General features: G+C 41.4%; 12 protein-coding genes. 8 read left to right on the top strand and 4 right to left on the bottom strand.

The features are described 5' to 3' along the window. Window position 1: 1 nt before the first annotated feature. The 4 genes from H2245_RS06855 to H2245_RS06840 all read left to right on the top strand — a co-directional run bounded on the left by H2245_RS06855 (window position 2) and on the right by H2245_RS06840 (window position 5,102). Window positions 2-448 (top strand): HIT family protein, encoded by a 447-nt coding sequence (locus H2245_RS06855; RefSeq protein WP_182406652.1) that lies wholly within the window; start codon window positions 2-4, stop codon window positions 446-448. A gap of 369 nt (window positions 449-817) precedes the next feature. After that, window positions 818-2,866, top strand: coding sequence for a BCCT family transporter (locus H2245_RS06850; protein ID WP_182406651.1), 2,049 nt, complete (start codon window positions 818-820; stop codon window positions 2,864-2,866). A 133-nt stretch (window positions 2,867-2,999) separates the two neighbouring features. Beyond that, complete coding sequence (gene dusB, locus H2245_RS06845) at window positions 3,000-4,043, top strand: tRNA dihydrouridine synthase DusB (RefSeq protein WP_182406650.1); 1,044 nt, start codon at window positions 3,000-3,002, stop codon at window positions 4,041-4,043. Between the two features lie 171 nt (window positions 4,044-4,214). Beyond that, window positions 4,215-5,102 (top strand): SDR family NAD(P)-dependent oxidoreductase, encoded by an 888-nt coding sequence (locus tag H2245_RS06840; protein ID WP_182406649.1) that lies wholly within the window; start codon window positions 4,215-4,217, stop codon window positions 5,100-5,102. A gap of 82 nt (window positions 5,103-5,184) precedes the next feature. Here H2245_RS06840 and H2245_RS06835 read toward each other — a convergent pair whose 3' ends face one another. The 4 genes from H2245_RS06835 to lipB all read right to left on the bottom strand — a co-directional run bounded on the left by H2245_RS06835 (window position 5,185) and on the right by lipB (window position 7,993). Then, entirely contained in the window at window positions 5,185-5,598 is a 414-nt protein-coding gene (locus tag H2245_RS06835) for a DUF1622 domain-containing protein (protein WP_259365124.1), read from the bottom strand. Between the two features lie 80 nt (window positions 5,599-5,678). Beyond that, the gene (locus H2245_RS06830; RefSeq protein WP_182406648.1) at window positions 5,679-6,143 is read right to left on the bottom strand and encodes a hypothetical protein; all 465 of its coding nucleotides are present in this window, start codon (window positions 6,141-6,143) and stop codon (window positions 5,679-5,681) included. A 244-nt stretch (window positions 6,144-6,387) separates the two neighbouring features. Continuing rightward, window positions 6,388-6,918: an inorganic diphosphatase gene (locus tag H2245_RS06825; RefSeq protein ID WP_182406647.1), complete on the bottom strand. Its 531-nt coding sequence runs from the start codon at window positions 6,916-6,918 to the stop codon at window positions 6,388-6,390. Between the two features lie 256 nt (window positions 6,919-7,174). Beyond that, entirely contained in the window at window positions 7,175-7,993 is an 819-nt protein-coding gene (gene lipB / locus H2245_RS06820; RefSeq protein WP_182406646.1) for a lipoyl(octanoyl) transferase LipB, read from the bottom strand. Between the two features lie 455 nt (window positions 7,994-8,448). Between lipB and H2245_RS06815 the strand changes: the two genes are divergently transcribed. From H2245_RS06815 to msrAB, 4 genes are all read left to right on the top strand, one after another. Continuing rightward, complete coding sequence (locus tag H2245_RS06815; RefSeq protein ID WP_182406834.1) at window positions 8,449-9,861, top strand: coniferyl aldehyde dehydrogenase; 1,413 nt, start codon at window positions 8,449-8,451, stop codon at window positions 9,859-9,861. 236 nt (window positions 9,862-10,097) lie between these two features. After that, entirely contained in the window at window positions 10,098-12,059 is a 1,962-nt protein-coding gene (locus tag H2245_RS06810) for a glycine betaine ABC transporter substrate-binding protein (protein WP_182406645.1), read from the top strand. Between the two features lie 64 nt (window positions 12,060-12,123). After that, the gene (locus tag H2245_RS06805; protein WP_182406644.1) at window positions 12,124-13,017 is read left to right on the top strand and encodes an ATP-binding cassette domain-containing protein; all 894 of its coding nucleotides are present in this window, start codon (window positions 12,124-12,126) and stop codon (window positions 13,015-13,017) included. 526 nt (window positions 13,018-13,543) lie between these two features. Next, the gene (gene msrAB / locus H2245_RS06800; RefSeq protein WP_220464395.1) at window positions 13,544-15,334 is read left to right on the top strand and encodes a bifunctional peptide-methionine (S)-S-oxide reductase MsrA/peptide-methionine (R)-S-oxide reductase MsrB; all 1,791 of its coding nucleotides are present in this window, start codon (window positions 13,544-13,546) and stop codon (window positions 15,332-15,334) included. The last annotated feature ends 254 nt before the right edge of the window (window positions 15,335-15,588 follow it).

Raw genomic sequence — 15,588 nt, 5'->3', positions numbered from 1 at the left:
TATGACGCAAACAAATGATGTTCAGCAAACAATCTACGATGATAATAATATCTTTGCCAAAATGTTAAACGGTGATATTCCGTATCACAAAGTTTATGAAGATGATAAAACCCTCGCCTTTATGGATATTATGCCGCAAGCAGAAGGTCATGTACTGGTGATACCCAAGCAAAAAGCGGTCGATTTGGGTGATTTAGAGCCAGAATATGCCGCTGCCGTATTAATGACCGCTAAAAAAATCATGCAAGCGCAACGTCAAGTTTTCGCTCGAGAAGGTATTATCCAAATGCAATTTAATGGGGCGCAGGCGGGACAGACCGTATTTCATTACCATTTACATCTGATTCCCGCCAGTGTTCATGAGCTTGGTCGTCATGCAGCGTCTGAGGTTGATCATGACAAGCTTGCGGCTACGGCTAAACAACTGGCTGCTGTCATTAACGCATAACTTATTTTTGATGATGATGAGTTTCACTGGTTTTAAAAGCGTTTAGCAACATAATCTAAGTTTTTTTCATCATTATAAAAGAGCAGCTGACAAGCTGCCTTTTTTGTTGCTTGGTAATAGTCGTGTAACGAAGTTTAAAATAATGTTACGAAATAGTCGTGTTTCTGGGGTTTATAGCGTCGTTGTGATAAAAACAACCTTTATTTAGACAAGCGGCGTTCGTTGTTTGTTTTGTTCTTTGGTTTCCCCTATTACGGGGATTAAGTTCTTTGGCTGTCAGAAAGACACGCCGACTTTTTTGAGGAGGTCTCTTATCAGGGATCGCTTTAAGGACAACCGCCTTTTTGAGACTTTTAAGAGACCGTATTTATGAAAAGTAAGTTACCTCGTTCTACTATTTTATTGCCGGTATTTATACCCGCTGCCGTGATTATGTTGTTATTAGTGATCGGTACCGCGATGAATCCTGAATCGGCTGGCGAGCTATTTAGTAGTGTATTGAACTTTACCACGGAGACCTTTGGTTGGTTCTATATGCTGGTGGTATCAATATTTTTGATGTTTATCATCGTATTAGCGTTTTCTTCTTATGGCAGTATTAAGCTGGGACCCGATCATGGTGAGGCAGAATACAAGTTCCTAGAATGGTTCGCGATGCTGTTTTCAGCCGGATATGGCATTGCCTTATTATTTTATGGAGTGGCAGAGCCGGTGATTCATTTTGCCAGTCCGCCACTGTCCAGTCCGCAGACGATTGAGGCGGCAAAAGAGGCGATGCAGATTGCTTATTTCCATTGGGGTTTTCATATTTGGGCGATTTATGCGGTCGTTGGTGTTTCACTCGCCTATTTCTCATTTCGTCATGGTTTGCCGCTATCTATGCGCTCAACGCTGTATCCGTTAATTGGCGATAAAATTTACGGTCCAATTGGGCATACGGTGGATGTGTTTGCGATTGTGGGTACGATGTTTGGTATTGCGACCAGTTTAGGATTGTCGGTATCGCAAATTAATGCCGGTCTTCATTATCTGTTACCTGACTTAATTCCTATAAGTACTACGGTTCAGGTTATCGCTATTATTGTAGTCACTGCAGCGGCACTGATGTCGGTGCTGGCGGGTATGGATAAAGGCGTAAAGCGGTTGTCTATATTGAATATGGTATTAGCAACTGGGCTCATGCTGTTCGTATTTATCGTGGGTCCGACTATATTTATTTTAAATGCCTTTATGGAAAATACTGGCAGTTATTTAGGTAATATTGTTGAGCGTACCTTTAGTTTACAGGCTTATGAAAATAGCGATTGGATTGGTAATTGGACGCTGTTTATTTTTGCCTGGACGATTGCGTGGGCACCTTTTGTAGGTCTATTTATTGCAAAAATTAGCCGTGGTCGTACCATTCGTGAGTTTGTATTGGGTGTGATGTTGGTACCAACTCTCTTTACCTTCTTTTGGTTCTCAGTGTTTGGTGATACGGCGCTGCACATGATTATGGTGGATGGTTATACGTCATTAATCGATGAAGTGCAGAATAATCAAGCGATCGCGTTGTTTAAGTTATTAGAAAACCTACCTTTTACTGAGTTTGTATCGTCATTGACGGTATTATTAATCATTACCTTTTTTGTCACTTCATCAGACTCGGGCTCGTTAGTGATTGATTCGCTGGCAGCGGGTGGTCGCAGTGATACCCCGTGGTGGCAGCGTACGTTTTGGGTGGTGACAGAAGGTGCAGTGGCAGCAGCATTATTATTAGCAGGTGGTTTAACGGCATTGCAAACGGCAGCCATTGTTAGCGCATTGCCTTTTGCGATTATTATGCTGATTTCGATGTTTGGCATGTGGCGAGCGCTACGAATTGAAGGGCACCGTAATAAAAGTTTATATAAAGACAATCATTTGCCACCACATCTGCTCAAGCCATCCGCATGGCGCGACCGCATCGACTATATCACCAATCAGCCAACGCGTGATCAAGTGCTCAATTATATCAAAGAGGTAGTGATGACCTCGATGATTGAAGTGTCCGAGAAATTCGCTGAAACCGGTTGGACCACTGATGTAAATTATGATGAGATTAATAATCGCGTGGTGCTCGAATTGCAACGCGGTAATGATGTTGAGTTTTGGTATGAAGTGCGTTTATCTGAATATGATGCTCCCGATTATTATACTGAAGAGGGTGCTGATACATTGCCGCAACAGCATGATCATCGTGCTGAAGTTTATCTGCGCCGTGGTGGTCAAACTTATGATTTGTATGGCTACCATTCAGAAGCGATTATTAATGATATTATTGACCAGTTTGAGAAATATTTATACTTTGTTAATATCTCACCAAATATTTTGCCATGGCGAATGCAAGAGCATGATGACGATATCACCCTTGAGCAAGGAAGTGTATTTGATAAATAATTAATCGTAATAAGCTTATTAATGATTTAATTAATAAGCTTATTATCTTTTTAGTCGAAGTTAATGACTTGCAATATATGTGTGAACGCTTAGAATAACGGCTTGTTTTTATGATAAATCAAGCCGTTTTTTTATGCCTACTACTCTTTTTTTACATGACTCTATTGAATCTAAACCTCTGTCAGATAATGACCACCCATTATTACAGCCGTTAATGATTGGCGGTTTGACGATTGAAAACCGTCTTATTGTTGCGCCTATGGCAGGGGTGACGGATAATCCCTTTCGCAGATTGTGTAAATCTTTTGGCGCAGGTCACGCCGTCAGCGAGATGATAATTGCTGATACCGCTCTATATGCACGCAAAAAATCCTTGTATCGGGCGAATTTTGATAATGAAATTGCGCCTATTTCTGCACAAATAGCAGGCGCTGAGCCAGATAAATTAGCGCAAGCTGCCCGCTACCAGATTGACAATGGCGCACAAATTATTGACATCAATATGGGCTGTCCAGTGAAAAAGGTCTGCCGTAAGCTGGCAGGTTCAGCGTTACTACAAGATGAGGATTTGGTTGCGCGGCTGCTTGATGCGGCGGTTAATGCCGTAGATGCGCCAGTGACACTTAAAACGCGGCTGGGTTATGAAAATGGACGCGAAAATATTTTACGGGTGGCGCGCCGAGCTGAGCAAGCCGGCATTGCTGCCATTGCTATTCATGGTCGCACTCGTGAGGATATGTATACTGGCGATGCTCGGTACGACTTAATTCGTGAGGTTAAAGAAAGCATTAATATTCCTGTGATTGCTAATGGTGATATAGATAGCGCGCAAAAAGCCCAACGTGTCTACGAAATGACGGGTTGTGATGCTGTGATGATAGGACGCGCAGCACAAGGGCAGCCGTGGTTATTTCGCGATATCAGACACTTTTTGCAGACTGGTGAAACGTTGCCTGCGCCAACCGTTCGCGAAATTAAAGCCATCGTGCTTACCCATCTCCAAGAATTATACGAATTTTATGGAGAGTATTCTGGCTGCCGAATTGCCCGCAAGCATATCGCTTGGTATACCACAGGAATTCCCAACTCTAACGCCTTTCGCCAAGCCATGTATGGTGAAGAAAGTACCGCTGGTCAGTTTCGGGTGGTGGAGACGTTTTTAACCGCCCATGAATAACGCGTATTAACAAACCTCTAATCCACTAATAGCACTCATATAGCAACGCTTTGATGATTATCCGCCATTTAGCTAAGTACTGACTCTTCATTTTTGTTATATTGAACTGAGAAAAATATCGAACAATTGTGCTAGATTTAATGGACGGATAATAATTAATAAGGGCGTTTTATGGCTAATCCTTCAAAAGCAGCAATTACTAAAGTGGTTAACGGCAAGAATATCCTGATTACAGGAGCATCAAGTGGCATCGGCGAGCGTACTGCATACTTGCTTAGTGACTGTGGGGCGCACGTCATCTTGTTAGCCCGTACGGAAGAAAAATTAAAACTGGTGAAGGAAATTATTGAGGCAAAAGGCGGTAAGGCAAGCTACTATCCTTGTGACCTCACCGATATGGATAATATTGAAAAAATCACCGCGCAAATCATTGCTGATTTTGATCATATTGACGTTTTGGTCAATAACGCCGGTCGTTCAATTCGACGCTCAGTTCATGAATCTGTCAATCGCTTTCATGATTTTGAGCGCACCATGGATATTAATTATTTTGGTGCAGTCAAAATCATTCTTGGCTTTCTACCGACCATGATTGCTAGGAAATCCGGACAAATTATTAATATCTCATCTATTGGTGTACTAGCAAATAGTCCGCGTTTTGCCGCTTATGTGGCATCAAAATCAGCATTGGATGCGTTTAGTCGCTGTTTGGCGGCCGAAGTAAAAGGCGATAATATTACTGTAACCAATATCTTTATGCCTTTAGTGCGTACGCCGATGATTGCCCCAACCAAGCTGTACCGTTATATGCCAGCGCTTATGCCAGATGAAGCAGCATTAATGGTAGCAAAAGCCATTGTCAAACAGCCAAACAGCATTGCCAGTAATATGGGGAAATTTGCATCGGCAAGTTACGCCTTAGTACCAGCGTTTAACGTCAGTGTCCAGTCCATAGGCTATCGTATTTTCCCAAGCTCAACGGCTGCGCAGACTACTGACTCTAAACCAAACCTAGCCCAACGTGCCTTTGCTAGAATTATCCCTGGAGAGCTTCATTAGAATCCTGTGAGATTTACAAAATAGTTGATATATTAAAAAGAGTTATTAGAGGTTGCGGGTACTTTTTCTTAGGTAGTGTTTTCTATGGTAATGTTTTCTCGGACATTATTTTGTCAGACATCATATTTTTAGAGACGGTATTTTCAAGCGTGGTATTTTTATTTTGCCAAGGAAAGCGACCTTCTAACTCTACTTGTAAGGACAGACTTAAAAAAGTGCGAATCAAGACAATGAAACCTAATATCAGTACGTCACGCAAGGTAGGGGTTGTAACCACAGTAGCCATAATATCGGCGGCAATCAGTACCTCAAGACCTAATAGGATCGACTTACCAACGGCTTGTCTAATTTCAAGATAAGTGTTATGAGTAAAATTATGAATGGATCTAACAGCTAAGTAGACGGCAAACAGCAACCCTGCCACCATAATGATCACACCAATAAACTCAATAGTTTTGGCAATGATATCAATATAATGCGCTAATTGTTCTATCAAAATACTTATCCTTAGTTAGCGAGCTCACTATTTAGATAGCCGGTTAACATTAATATTGATTAGGTAAGCTGGATGACTGCCTAACCAAATACCCGCCGCAATATCCAAAACAGTCCTGCCATGATAATAATAATAACGAAAATCCGCTTCAACCAATAAGGAACGAGCGGTTTGTTATAGCCCAATTCATTAAGCTTACTGTCAAGTCCACGTTGTAATGTTTTAAAACTTTGTTGGTCTGGGGTTGATTTTACACGGTCTTTGATTAGGACTGGTATCTCTTCGCGAGCCTGTTCTCCATCAAAAGTTAGCGCTTCTGTGGGAATTCCTTGTTTATTGGCAATGGCATTGAGTTTTTGTTGCTGCTTAGCCTTAAATTCGGTCTCATAAGCGTCGATACGTTCTTTGGCGGCATCCATACTGATACTTTCTTCTGCCACTAGGGTTTTGATTGCCATGACAATATTGCCTTTTTCGACCATCATAATGACCGTTTTTGGCAGTTTTACCTTAATAGGTTTTGAGCTGGGATCAGAGTTAAACATGGCAGTCCTTGATGACAATTTTTATGTTTAGAAGGGCTTGTCTTTTGAGGGTTAGTTTGGTGGATAGTTTGATAGTAATAAGCGCAATAATAGGGATATAACCACGAGAATAAAAGTTAGTATAGCAACTTTGTCTCAGTAATCTGTAGAGAGATAGTCATAAATCTCAGCCAAAAAAATACCGCAATCATCATGACTGCGGCATATATACTGCAAAATTAGGTATTACTAAAAATACTAAAACCTATTTATCTTTCCAGCGTTGGATAGATTCTTTGATCACTTCTTTGGCTTCTGCAACATCGCCCCATGATTCAACCACAGTTGTGCCTGCTTTTTTCAAGTCTTTATAGTGGCTAAAGTGGAACTGTAATTGGTTGATAAGCTGTTTTGGCAAGTCTTCTAAGCTGTTATAAGCATTACCGTTGTTACGGTCATCGGCTGGTACCACAACGATTTTGTCATCAACTTCACCATCATCAACAAACTTCATCACGCCAATTACTTTGGCTTTTAAGAAGATGCCAGTAGTCAAAGGATATTCAGTGATAATAAGTGCGTCTAATTCGTCGCCATCTTCGTCAAGCGTTTGTGGAATAAAACCATAGTTGCAAGGTTTGGCAAAAATCTGTGGGTCAATACGGTCAAGCTCAAATACGGCTAAGTCGCGATTCCATTCGATCTTATGGCTGCTACCGGTTGGGATTTCAACAACCACGTTAATAATGCCGCCATCAACATCGCCTGCGTCTAGAATTTTATTAAAATCTGCCATAAAGTGCTCCTGATTGCTTTTGTTATCGCTACTGGGTTAAAAATAAAAGGGTAGTTTTGGCGCAGCAACGCTCATATCGCGAGTCGACGCTGCACTCAATTTGTGCTGCTTGCGAGTATAGCAAGTTTGAATATTTTTTTCTTGCTCTGCTTAAGTCTAAGCGCGCACGATATTATGCACAATTAGACAAACGATTGTACGTGACAATTTAAGTTTCAGTCAGGTTGCAGTTAAATTTCAACTCAAAATACGGCTATTATTTTGGTGCAATGGCACGTAATTCAATTAATCCAGCATGACGTTGGGCGATATTATCAATGAGTTTTTGCGTCACTTGCTCATAATTTAAGGCATCAGTAAGCTTGGCAGTCATCGCTGTAAAATCGGACAAGCGTAGCATTTGCATACCGGCATAGCCACACGGGTTGATGGCATTAAAGGCAGCTAAATCACAATCGACATTAAGCGCGATGCCATGATAGCTAAAGCCGTGCTTAATCTTAAAACCTAATGAAGCAATTTTACCAATCATGATGGCGTTATTAGTCGGCTTATTATTGCTTTTATCAATATCGTCATTAGCAATATTGCCAGCGTGATTGGCATATAAATAAACACCGGGCGCATCACGACGCGCATGAGCGCTAATATTCGTTGTAATAGCTAACGGATGATTTTTTAAGCAGTCATTAACCACATCTTCGATTGCTTGTTCAGCATGAGAAACCAGATGGCGCACACTCCAGCCCAAGCTATGCAAGTCAAACAGCCAGTAAATAACCAGTTGCCCATGTCCATGCCAAGTGACTTGTCCACCGCGATCGGTCTTTATAATCGGCGTATTGGTATGACGTAAGATATGCTCTTCTTTACCTGCTTGCCCAAGCGTATATACATCGTTATGATCGACAATCCACAGCTCGTCAGGCGTGCGCAGTTCTTGCTCTTTTTTAAGGGCAATGCGCTCAAGAGTTCGCTGTAGCATGGCATCATGAGTTGGATTATAATCGGCAGCTATTAGCGATTTGCTTAGAAGGGTGTCGCTTATCAGCGTATCATTACTATGGAGTGTCATGAGGAAGGTGTCTTCTTATTGTGTAGAAAGTAGGATATAGAAATAGAAAGATGATGGCGCAGGCGATTTAAAATCATTAAACTTAAAGTTTCATGATGAAAAAAAGCTGACAATGAATAAGTGTAGCAGCTTTTAATAGCAGCATTCAGAAGCATTATAGGGTTAACGTGCCCAAAAAAATGGCTAAAATTTTTGACAGTACTGTCTATTTTGTCACTTACTTAACGTTTTACACACCGATTGGTATATTAAACGCGCTTTTCTTTTAGGAATCAATAGGCTACATTGACAGACAAAGCATAGATATAGTTCTAATCGAATCTAGTACAGCATGATAACGAACCCTGATACTAAAAATAATATGACTCATGATAGGTAGCCAGTAGATGGATAATCAACAACACGACAACCAGCAACGCAACCATAATGCAACAGCAGCGATGAATGTTACTGATATGGCAATAACGATAGTGACCGATAAGGCGCAACTGCAAGCGCAGTTCTCTCGTCTGCAAACGCTAAGCCGTAGCAAACCTATATTGGATTGGAAAGTGCGTGAGACCCAATTGGATAATTTAGAGGCAATGCTGAGTGACAATCAAGACGCGTTAGCAAAAGCCATTAGTGAGGACTTTGGGCACCGCAGTGTGTCAGAGACGCAGTTTGCCGAATTATTCCCGAGCTTTACCGGTATTACTCATGCCAAAAAGCATGGTAAAGCGTGGATGAAAACCCGCCGTGCGTCTATCTCCGCGCTTTATTTACCTGCTCATAATGAAATTCAGCCGCAGCCCTTAGGTGTGGTGGGCATTATGGTACCGTGGAACTATCCATTATATTTGGCAATAGGACCGATGATTGATGCGTTAACCGCAGGCAATCGGGTGATGATTAAGATGAGCGAGGCAGCACCGCAATTTGCGCACGCCTTTGCTAAAGCCATCGCTCATTATTTTTCAGCCGATATGGTCTGTGTGGTGATTGGTGAGGTGGATATGGCAGAAGCCTTTAGCAAGCTGCCATTTGATCATCTGTTATATACCGGCTCAACTGAGGTTGGTAAAAAAGTAATGGCAGCAGCGGCGCCCAACTTAACGCCTGTGACCCTTGAGCTGGGTGGCAAGTCGCCAGTAATTGTGTTAGAGGACGCCCATTTAGAAAGTGCGGTCAATCGAATTATGATGGGTAAAACCTTGAACGCTGGACAAACTTGTATTGCGCCGGATTACGTCCTTATTCCACGTCATTCTCATGTGCGCTTTATTAGTCTAGCGAAAGCATGGCTACAACAGCATTATCCTAATATTGCCAACAATCCAGACTATAGCCATATCATTAATGATCAGCAATTTGAGCGCGTGCAAGGTTATCTACAGGAGTTGCCAGCAGACAGTATTCATCCGCTGACTGATATTGTTGCTAATGCTGAGACACGATTGCTCACTCCGGTGATTGTTACTGAGCCTGATGCCGATAGCAAACTCATGCAGAATGAAATTTTTGCCCCGATTTTACCGCTGATTCATTATGAGACAGTTGATGATGCCATTGATTTTGTCAATGAGCGTCCGCGTCCGTTGGCATTATATGTGTTTGGTAATAATGAACAGCAGATAGAACAAGTGCTGGCGCGGACAGTATCGGGTGGCGTCTGTATCAATGAAGTCATCGTTCACGTAGCGCAGCATGATTTACCCTTTGGTGGGGTTGGGCATTCAGGCATGGGTGCGTATCACGGCAAAGCTGGCTTTGAGCGTTTAAGTCATCTTAAACCTGTGTTTGTGCAATCTAAGCTGAATGGTATGAATTTACTACTACCACCTTATGGTGACTTATTTAAAAAGGGCATGGCATTATTATTAAAATAATTGAACTATTAAAATAGCAGATTAGCTAGGTATCACTTTTCATCTAAACAGCTTATTCAAATAGCGCTTATGATAATAGGCGCTATTTTTTATGAGTAAACTTTTGTTATTAGAACTATAAATTACTATATTTCTTAGTAAGGTTAAACGATAGTTAAGATGATTGTGTATTTGCCGTTTTATTTCACATTATTGTTACTGTTTTTTATTAAAAATAACGATAAATAGGATATGTCATGCGCCAATGGATTGCGTTAAGTTTACTGCTATTGAGTTCGTGGTTGCTGCCAGTATCCGCAGCGGCGGCGTGTGATACTCCGATTAAATTTGGCGCATTAACGTGGGAGAGTGGTCAATTTACCACTGGTGTGCTCAAGTACATTGCTGAAAATGGCTATGATTGTCAGATTGAAGAAGTGCCAGGCGCAGGTCCAGCGCTTGAAACCGCGCTATCACAAAACGATATTCAAGTCATTGGCGAGCAGTGGGTAGGGCGTTCGCCTATTATGGAGCAAGCCATCAAGGACAATAAAGTGGCAGTTATTGGTGATACGCTCAAAGGTGGCGCGACGCAAGGCTGGTATGTCCCTAAATACGTTATACAAGATAATCCAGGGTTACGTCGCTATCAAGATTTACCAAAATACGCGCATCTATTTAAAGATCCTGAAGATCCAAAAAAATCACGTTTTATGAATTGTCCCTCTGGGTGGGCGTGTGAGGTGTTTAACACGCGTTTGCTCAAAAATACCGGTCTTGTTAATACCTTTAACAACGTTCATCCCGGTACAGGCGCAGCTCTCGATGCTGAGATTGCCTCGGCATTTGAGCAGCGCAAACCATTATTATTTTACTACTGGCAGCCGACGGGTTTAATTGCTAAATACGACTTTGCACCGTTAGAATTTCCTACTCATGATGATGCGTGCTGGCAAGACTTGCTAAGAGCTGATGGCAACGCTGATTGTGTTTCGGGCTTTCCTGTTTCACCATTAGGTATTGCGGTATCAACGCCATTTATAACCACCAATCCAGAAGTCTCTGAGTTTTTCAAGAAAGTGCAGTTTACACCTGATGAGCTCAATGGTGCTATTTTGGCAATGAGTGAAAGTAAGCGTAGTGGCGATGAACAGGCATTAGAATTTCTACGTGACAACCCAACAGTCTGGCAAGCATGGATATCTGATACCGCAGCCAATAATCTTGCGACTGCTTTAGGAATTAACTTAAAAGCGGATAGCGCAGATAATACTAATTCTTCTTCTTCGTTAAATACCTCAGTATCAAAATCACGAACTGATACTATATTAGGATTATCATCGAGCTTTCCTTCGTGGTCGCTTGAAACACCGCTCAACAAGTCTCTTGCCAGTCTCGTTAAAAATTATGGCGATGTCTTTCGTAGTATTAGCCATCTAGCTTTAACCTACTTATTATTGCCTCTTGAGCGCTTATTAACGATTATTCCACCGTGGTTAATCATTGCGCTGGTGACAATATTGGCATGGTTTGGCGTGCGTAAGATATGGTTTGCGCTGGCATGCGGCGTAGGATTATTTTTAATTGGTGCTTTTGGGTTGTGGGGCGCATTAATTGATACGTTAGCGTTATTAATTGTTTCAGTATTGGTGACAGTAGTTATTGGTATTCCTATTGGTATTGCCATGTCAGGGAGTAAACTGCTACGCAAAATTATTACGCCCATACTTGATGTGATGCAGACCATGCCAAGCTTTGTGTATTTAATACCGGTACTGATGCTATTCGGTATTGGTAAAGTGCCAGCCTTATTTGCCACCGTTATTTATGCCTTGCCACCATTGATTCGCTTAACCACATTGGGCATTACTCAAGTTAATCATGAAATGGTGGAAGCAGGACGCTCATTTGGTAGCACTCATTGGCAATTATTAATTTGGATTAAACTGCCGCAAGCATTACCCAGTATTATGGCAGGTATCAATCAGGCAGTGATGATGTCGCTGGCAATGGTGGTGCTCGCGTCTATGATTGGTGCGCCGGGTCTTGGAGAGGACGTATTGCAGTCTATTCAAACGCTTAATATTGGTCAAGGGTTACAAGCAGGCGCAGCGATTGTCATTGTAGCGATTATCATTGACCGCATTACCCAAGCATTTGGTCAAGGTCGCCGCGCTCGCCAAAAAACCATAGCAGATGGTAAACGCCATGTTGGTTAAATGAAGTTTGAATAGACCTTAACGCATATATAAATGAAACAGTGCATAAAAAACGAGAATAATAATGAATCATATTCGGCTAGAAAATATTAGTAAGATTTATAATGCGACCAATGCGCAAGCACAGTCTGCGCTATCATTATTAGCTGAAGGCATGAATAGTATTGCGGTAAAAGAGCAAACAGGCTATTCGGTAGGACTCTATGATATTAATCTAGCTATTAAAGCGGGCGAGTTACATTGTATTATGGGGCTGTCAGGTTCAGGAAAATCCACACTAATACGTCATATTAATCGCCTTATTGACCCGACTAGTGGCAAAATTTGGGTCGATACTGCCATCAACGCTCAAACCAATATTATAGAAGATGACCCTATAGTAGCCCGCGCTTCTCAGTCTACACCTTCAACTATTATTAATATTTTAGAGCTCGATGATAAAGGACTACAGCAGTATCGGCAACAAAACGTCAGTATGGTCTTTCAGCATTTTGGCTTAACGCCACATATGACCGTGCTGCAAAATGTTGCATACGGTCTGCGTGTGCGTAAAATGAGCATAAAAGAGCGCCATGATATTGCACGGCACTGGCTTAATGAAGTGGGTCTGCCAAATTTAGAAAATAGCTATCCTGATGAATTATCTGGTGGTATGCAGCAGCGTGTCGGGCTGGCACGTGCATTAGCCACTGATAATCCTATTTTGCTGATGGATGAAGCCTTTTCTGCCCTTGATCCTTTAATTCGTGCGCAATTGCAAGACCAACTGTTAGAACTGCAAGCACGGTTGAATAAAACGATTGTATTTATTACTCATGATATTGATGAAGCGGTCAAAGTGGGTCAACGTATTAGCATTTTAAATGGTGGACGTTTGGTACAGACGGGTACGCCCAGCGAATTACGAAATAATCCAGTTGATGATTATGTTGCGCAATTTATGCAATCAAGAAAGTAAATATCAAACCATGATTTCTTAAAAAATAGTCTATAAAACCAATCAAAATATAGTAATAAGTATCAAATAGCCTAAGTAATTATAACGTCTTAAATATTTTAAAAGTTATTCTCCATTTTTACATCTTCTTTCTAAAGAGTCTGTTTTCGTTAGACAATTCCCAAGCGAAAATTCAATTAGCTTGTTATTTAAAATGTATAAGCCACTATTTTTATCTACAGTCTTACGCGGCTGTAAAATAAATGTATCTGCTTGTATTTTACTGTTAATTTAAACTAAATTATAAATGTATACTATTAAAATTATCTAATTGTAATTATTATCCAACCCTCGTATCATTTACATATAACCAAATTACTCATCTAAATTTTCGCTTCTATTTATTATTTATATTGTATGAGATAAGGTGTATTTTTCTAAAATAATCTCATTATATTTAATCCTTTTTCATGCGTATAAAAAATTTCAGAGAAATAATAGCTGCTACCTCATAAATAGTCGTAAGGCTTCGTAACAAGGATATATCATGTCATATAAAAATTCTCAAAATGACAATGACTCAACGCCAGAATCACAGCGTCAACCATCGCGTTGGTTAAAAAACATCAGCGCAGTTGGGGTCACCAGTGTGTTAAGTGCCGGGCTATTGTTAGCCTGCGGGCAAATGAGTAGTGCAGAAAATAACGCCAAATCGGGCAGTCAGAAAGCCAACCAAAATAGTGGCGTGACAAGCTCACGTGACATGCTGCCATCCGATATGCTCAAGCAAATGCAAGCCTTACCGCAGTTAACCAAAGGGCTGGGTAAAAATGGGGCAGCTGTTATTGACCCTAATAAGCCAACGCTAGTAAAATTTTGGGCGAGCTGGTGTCCGCTGTGCTTAGGTACATTGGAGGAAACTGAAAGCTGGCGTACTGATCCTAAATTTGCAGGCTTAAATGTCGTTACTGTCGCAAGTCCGGGGCATCTGAATGAGAAAGCCACAGGTGAGTTTGAAAAATGGTATGCAGGAGTGCAGTCTGACTATCCAAAGTTACCGGTATTGGTTGACGTATCAGGCGAGCTAATCAATAAGCTTGGCGTGCAAGTGTATCCAAGTTGGGCAATCCTCGATAAAAAAGGTAACTTGGTACATCTAGTCAAAGGCAATATGACCGAACAGCAAGCCTATGCGTTGGCGGAGAATGCTGGTAACGATTTCGCTGAACTCAAAGCGGGAAGTGCCAAACCTGATGCAACGCCTTTAGCAAATAATAGCAAAATTGAATCTATCAACAAAAAGGGCGAGGTATATTATAACGCCCAAGGTAAGCCGATTAATACTCGTACGATTTACTTAGCAGGTGGCTGTTTCTGGGGCGTTGAAGCCTATATGGAACGGGTCGATGGCGTTATCGATGCAGTATCCGGCTATGCGAATGGTGCGGCTAATAAGCCAAATCCAAGCTATGAGCAGGTTATTGCTGGCTCTGGACATGCAGAAGCCGTCAAAGTAACTTATGATGCTGATAAGACTGATTTGAACACTATTTTAAAATACTACTTCCGCGTGATTGACCCAACCAGCCTTAATAAACAAGGCAACGATCGTGGCGTGCAATACCGCTCTGGCGTTTATTATACGGATAGTAAAGATAAAGCCGTTATTGATGCTGCCGTGAAAGAAGTCCAAAGCAAATACCAACAGAAAGTCGTGGTTGAAAATAAGTCATTAGATAATTTTTACTTGGCTGAGATGTATCATCAAGATTATTTAGCTAAGAATCCAAACGGTTATTGTCATGTTGATTTAAGTCTGGCTGATGACAAACCTGAGGGTGTTGCAAAGACGAAACTTGCACCGGTGACCACGGTTGCTGAAACTTTATCCGCTAAGCGTTACGCTGGTTTTGATAAAAATGCGCTCAAAAACACTTTGACCAAAGAGCAGTATAATATTACTCAAGATGCTGGCACAGAACGCGCCTTTAGTCACGAATATGATGAGTTATTTGCGCCCGGTATTTATGTCGATGTGGCAAGTGGTGAGCCGTTATTTTTATCAACGGATAAATACGCCTCAGGCTGCGGTTGGCCAAGCTTTACCAAACCGATTGACATGCAAGTGATTACCCAGCATAAAGATATGGCATTTAATATGGTGCGCACTGAGATTCGTTCACGGGTTGCCGATTCGCACTTGGGTCATGTATTCCCGGATGGTCCTAAGGATCGCGGCGGTTTGCGCTACTGTATCAATGGCGGGGCTTTACAGTTTATCCCTGTCAGTGCGATGCCACAATCCGGCTATGCGCCATTAGTCAAGCTGGTTAAATAAGTCCCTGTTATTATGAATACATTAGCTTATTTTTCCACTAAATGATTTAACGTATTCACTCTTACTTAACGGTAAAAAAGGCGCTAGAATTAATTTTTAGCGTCTTTTTCGTGGTTCAATTCTTGAAATTAAGCGATAAATTGGTATTAAAGCGATGCTAAAAACGTAGTAGTTTTGCTGTTAATATCGGTCAATTCTGCAAAAAATAATAAACTTCGTTATACTCAAACCTCTATTTATCGACTACTATCATT

Source organism: Psychrobacter sp. GP33, from assembly GCF_014119005.1.
Classification (GTDB): domain Bacteria; phylum Pseudomonadota; class Gammaproteobacteria; order Pseudomonadales; family Moraxellaceae; genus Psychrobacter.
The sequence above is the reverse complement of the archived record's forward strand: the minus strand, read 5'-3'. Positions and strand labels throughout refer to the sequence as shown.

Bases quoted from the DNA above. Each gene is read 5' to 3' on its own strand.
- H2245_RS06855 (WP_182406652.1), top strand. From the start codon at position 2: ATGACGCAAACAAATGATGTTCAGCAAACAATCTACGATGATAATAAT.
- H2245_RS06850 (WP_182406651.1), top strand. From the start codon at position 818: ATGAAAAGTAAGTTACCTCGTTCTACTATTTTATTGCCGGTATTTATA.
- dusB (WP_182406650.1), top strand. From the start codon at position 3,000: ATGCCTACTACTCTTTTTTTACATGACTCTATTGAATCTAAACCTCTG.
- H2245_RS06840 (WP_182406649.1), top strand. From the start codon at position 4,215: ATGGCTAATCCTTCAAAAGCAGCAATTACTAAAGTGGTTAACGGCAAG.
- H2245_RS06830 (WP_182406648.1), bottom strand. From the start codon at position 6,143: ATGTTTAACTCTGATCCCAGCTCAAAACCTATTAAGGTAAAACTGCCA.
- H2245_RS06825 (WP_182406647.1), bottom strand. From the start codon at position 6,918: ATGGCAGATTTTAATAAAATTCTAGACGCAGGCGATGTTGATGGCGGC.
- lipB (WP_182406646.1), bottom strand. From the start codon at position 7,993: ATGACACTCCATAGTAATGATACGCTGATAAGCGACACCCTTCTAAGC.
- H2245_RS06815 (WP_182406834.1), top strand. From the start codon at position 8,449: ATGGCAATAACGATAGTGACCGATAAGGCGCAACTGCAAGCGCAGTTC.
- H2245_RS06810 (WP_182406645.1), top strand. From the start codon at position 10,098: ATGCGCCAATGGATTGCGTTAAGTTTACTGCTATTGAGTTCGTGGTTG.
- H2245_RS06805 (WP_182406644.1), top strand. From the start codon at position 12,124: ATGAATCATATTCGGCTAGAAAATATTAGTAAGATTTATAATGCGACC.
- msrAB (WP_220464395.1), top strand. From the start codon at position 13,544: ATGTCATATAAAAATTCTCAAAATGACAATGACTCAACGCCAGAATCA.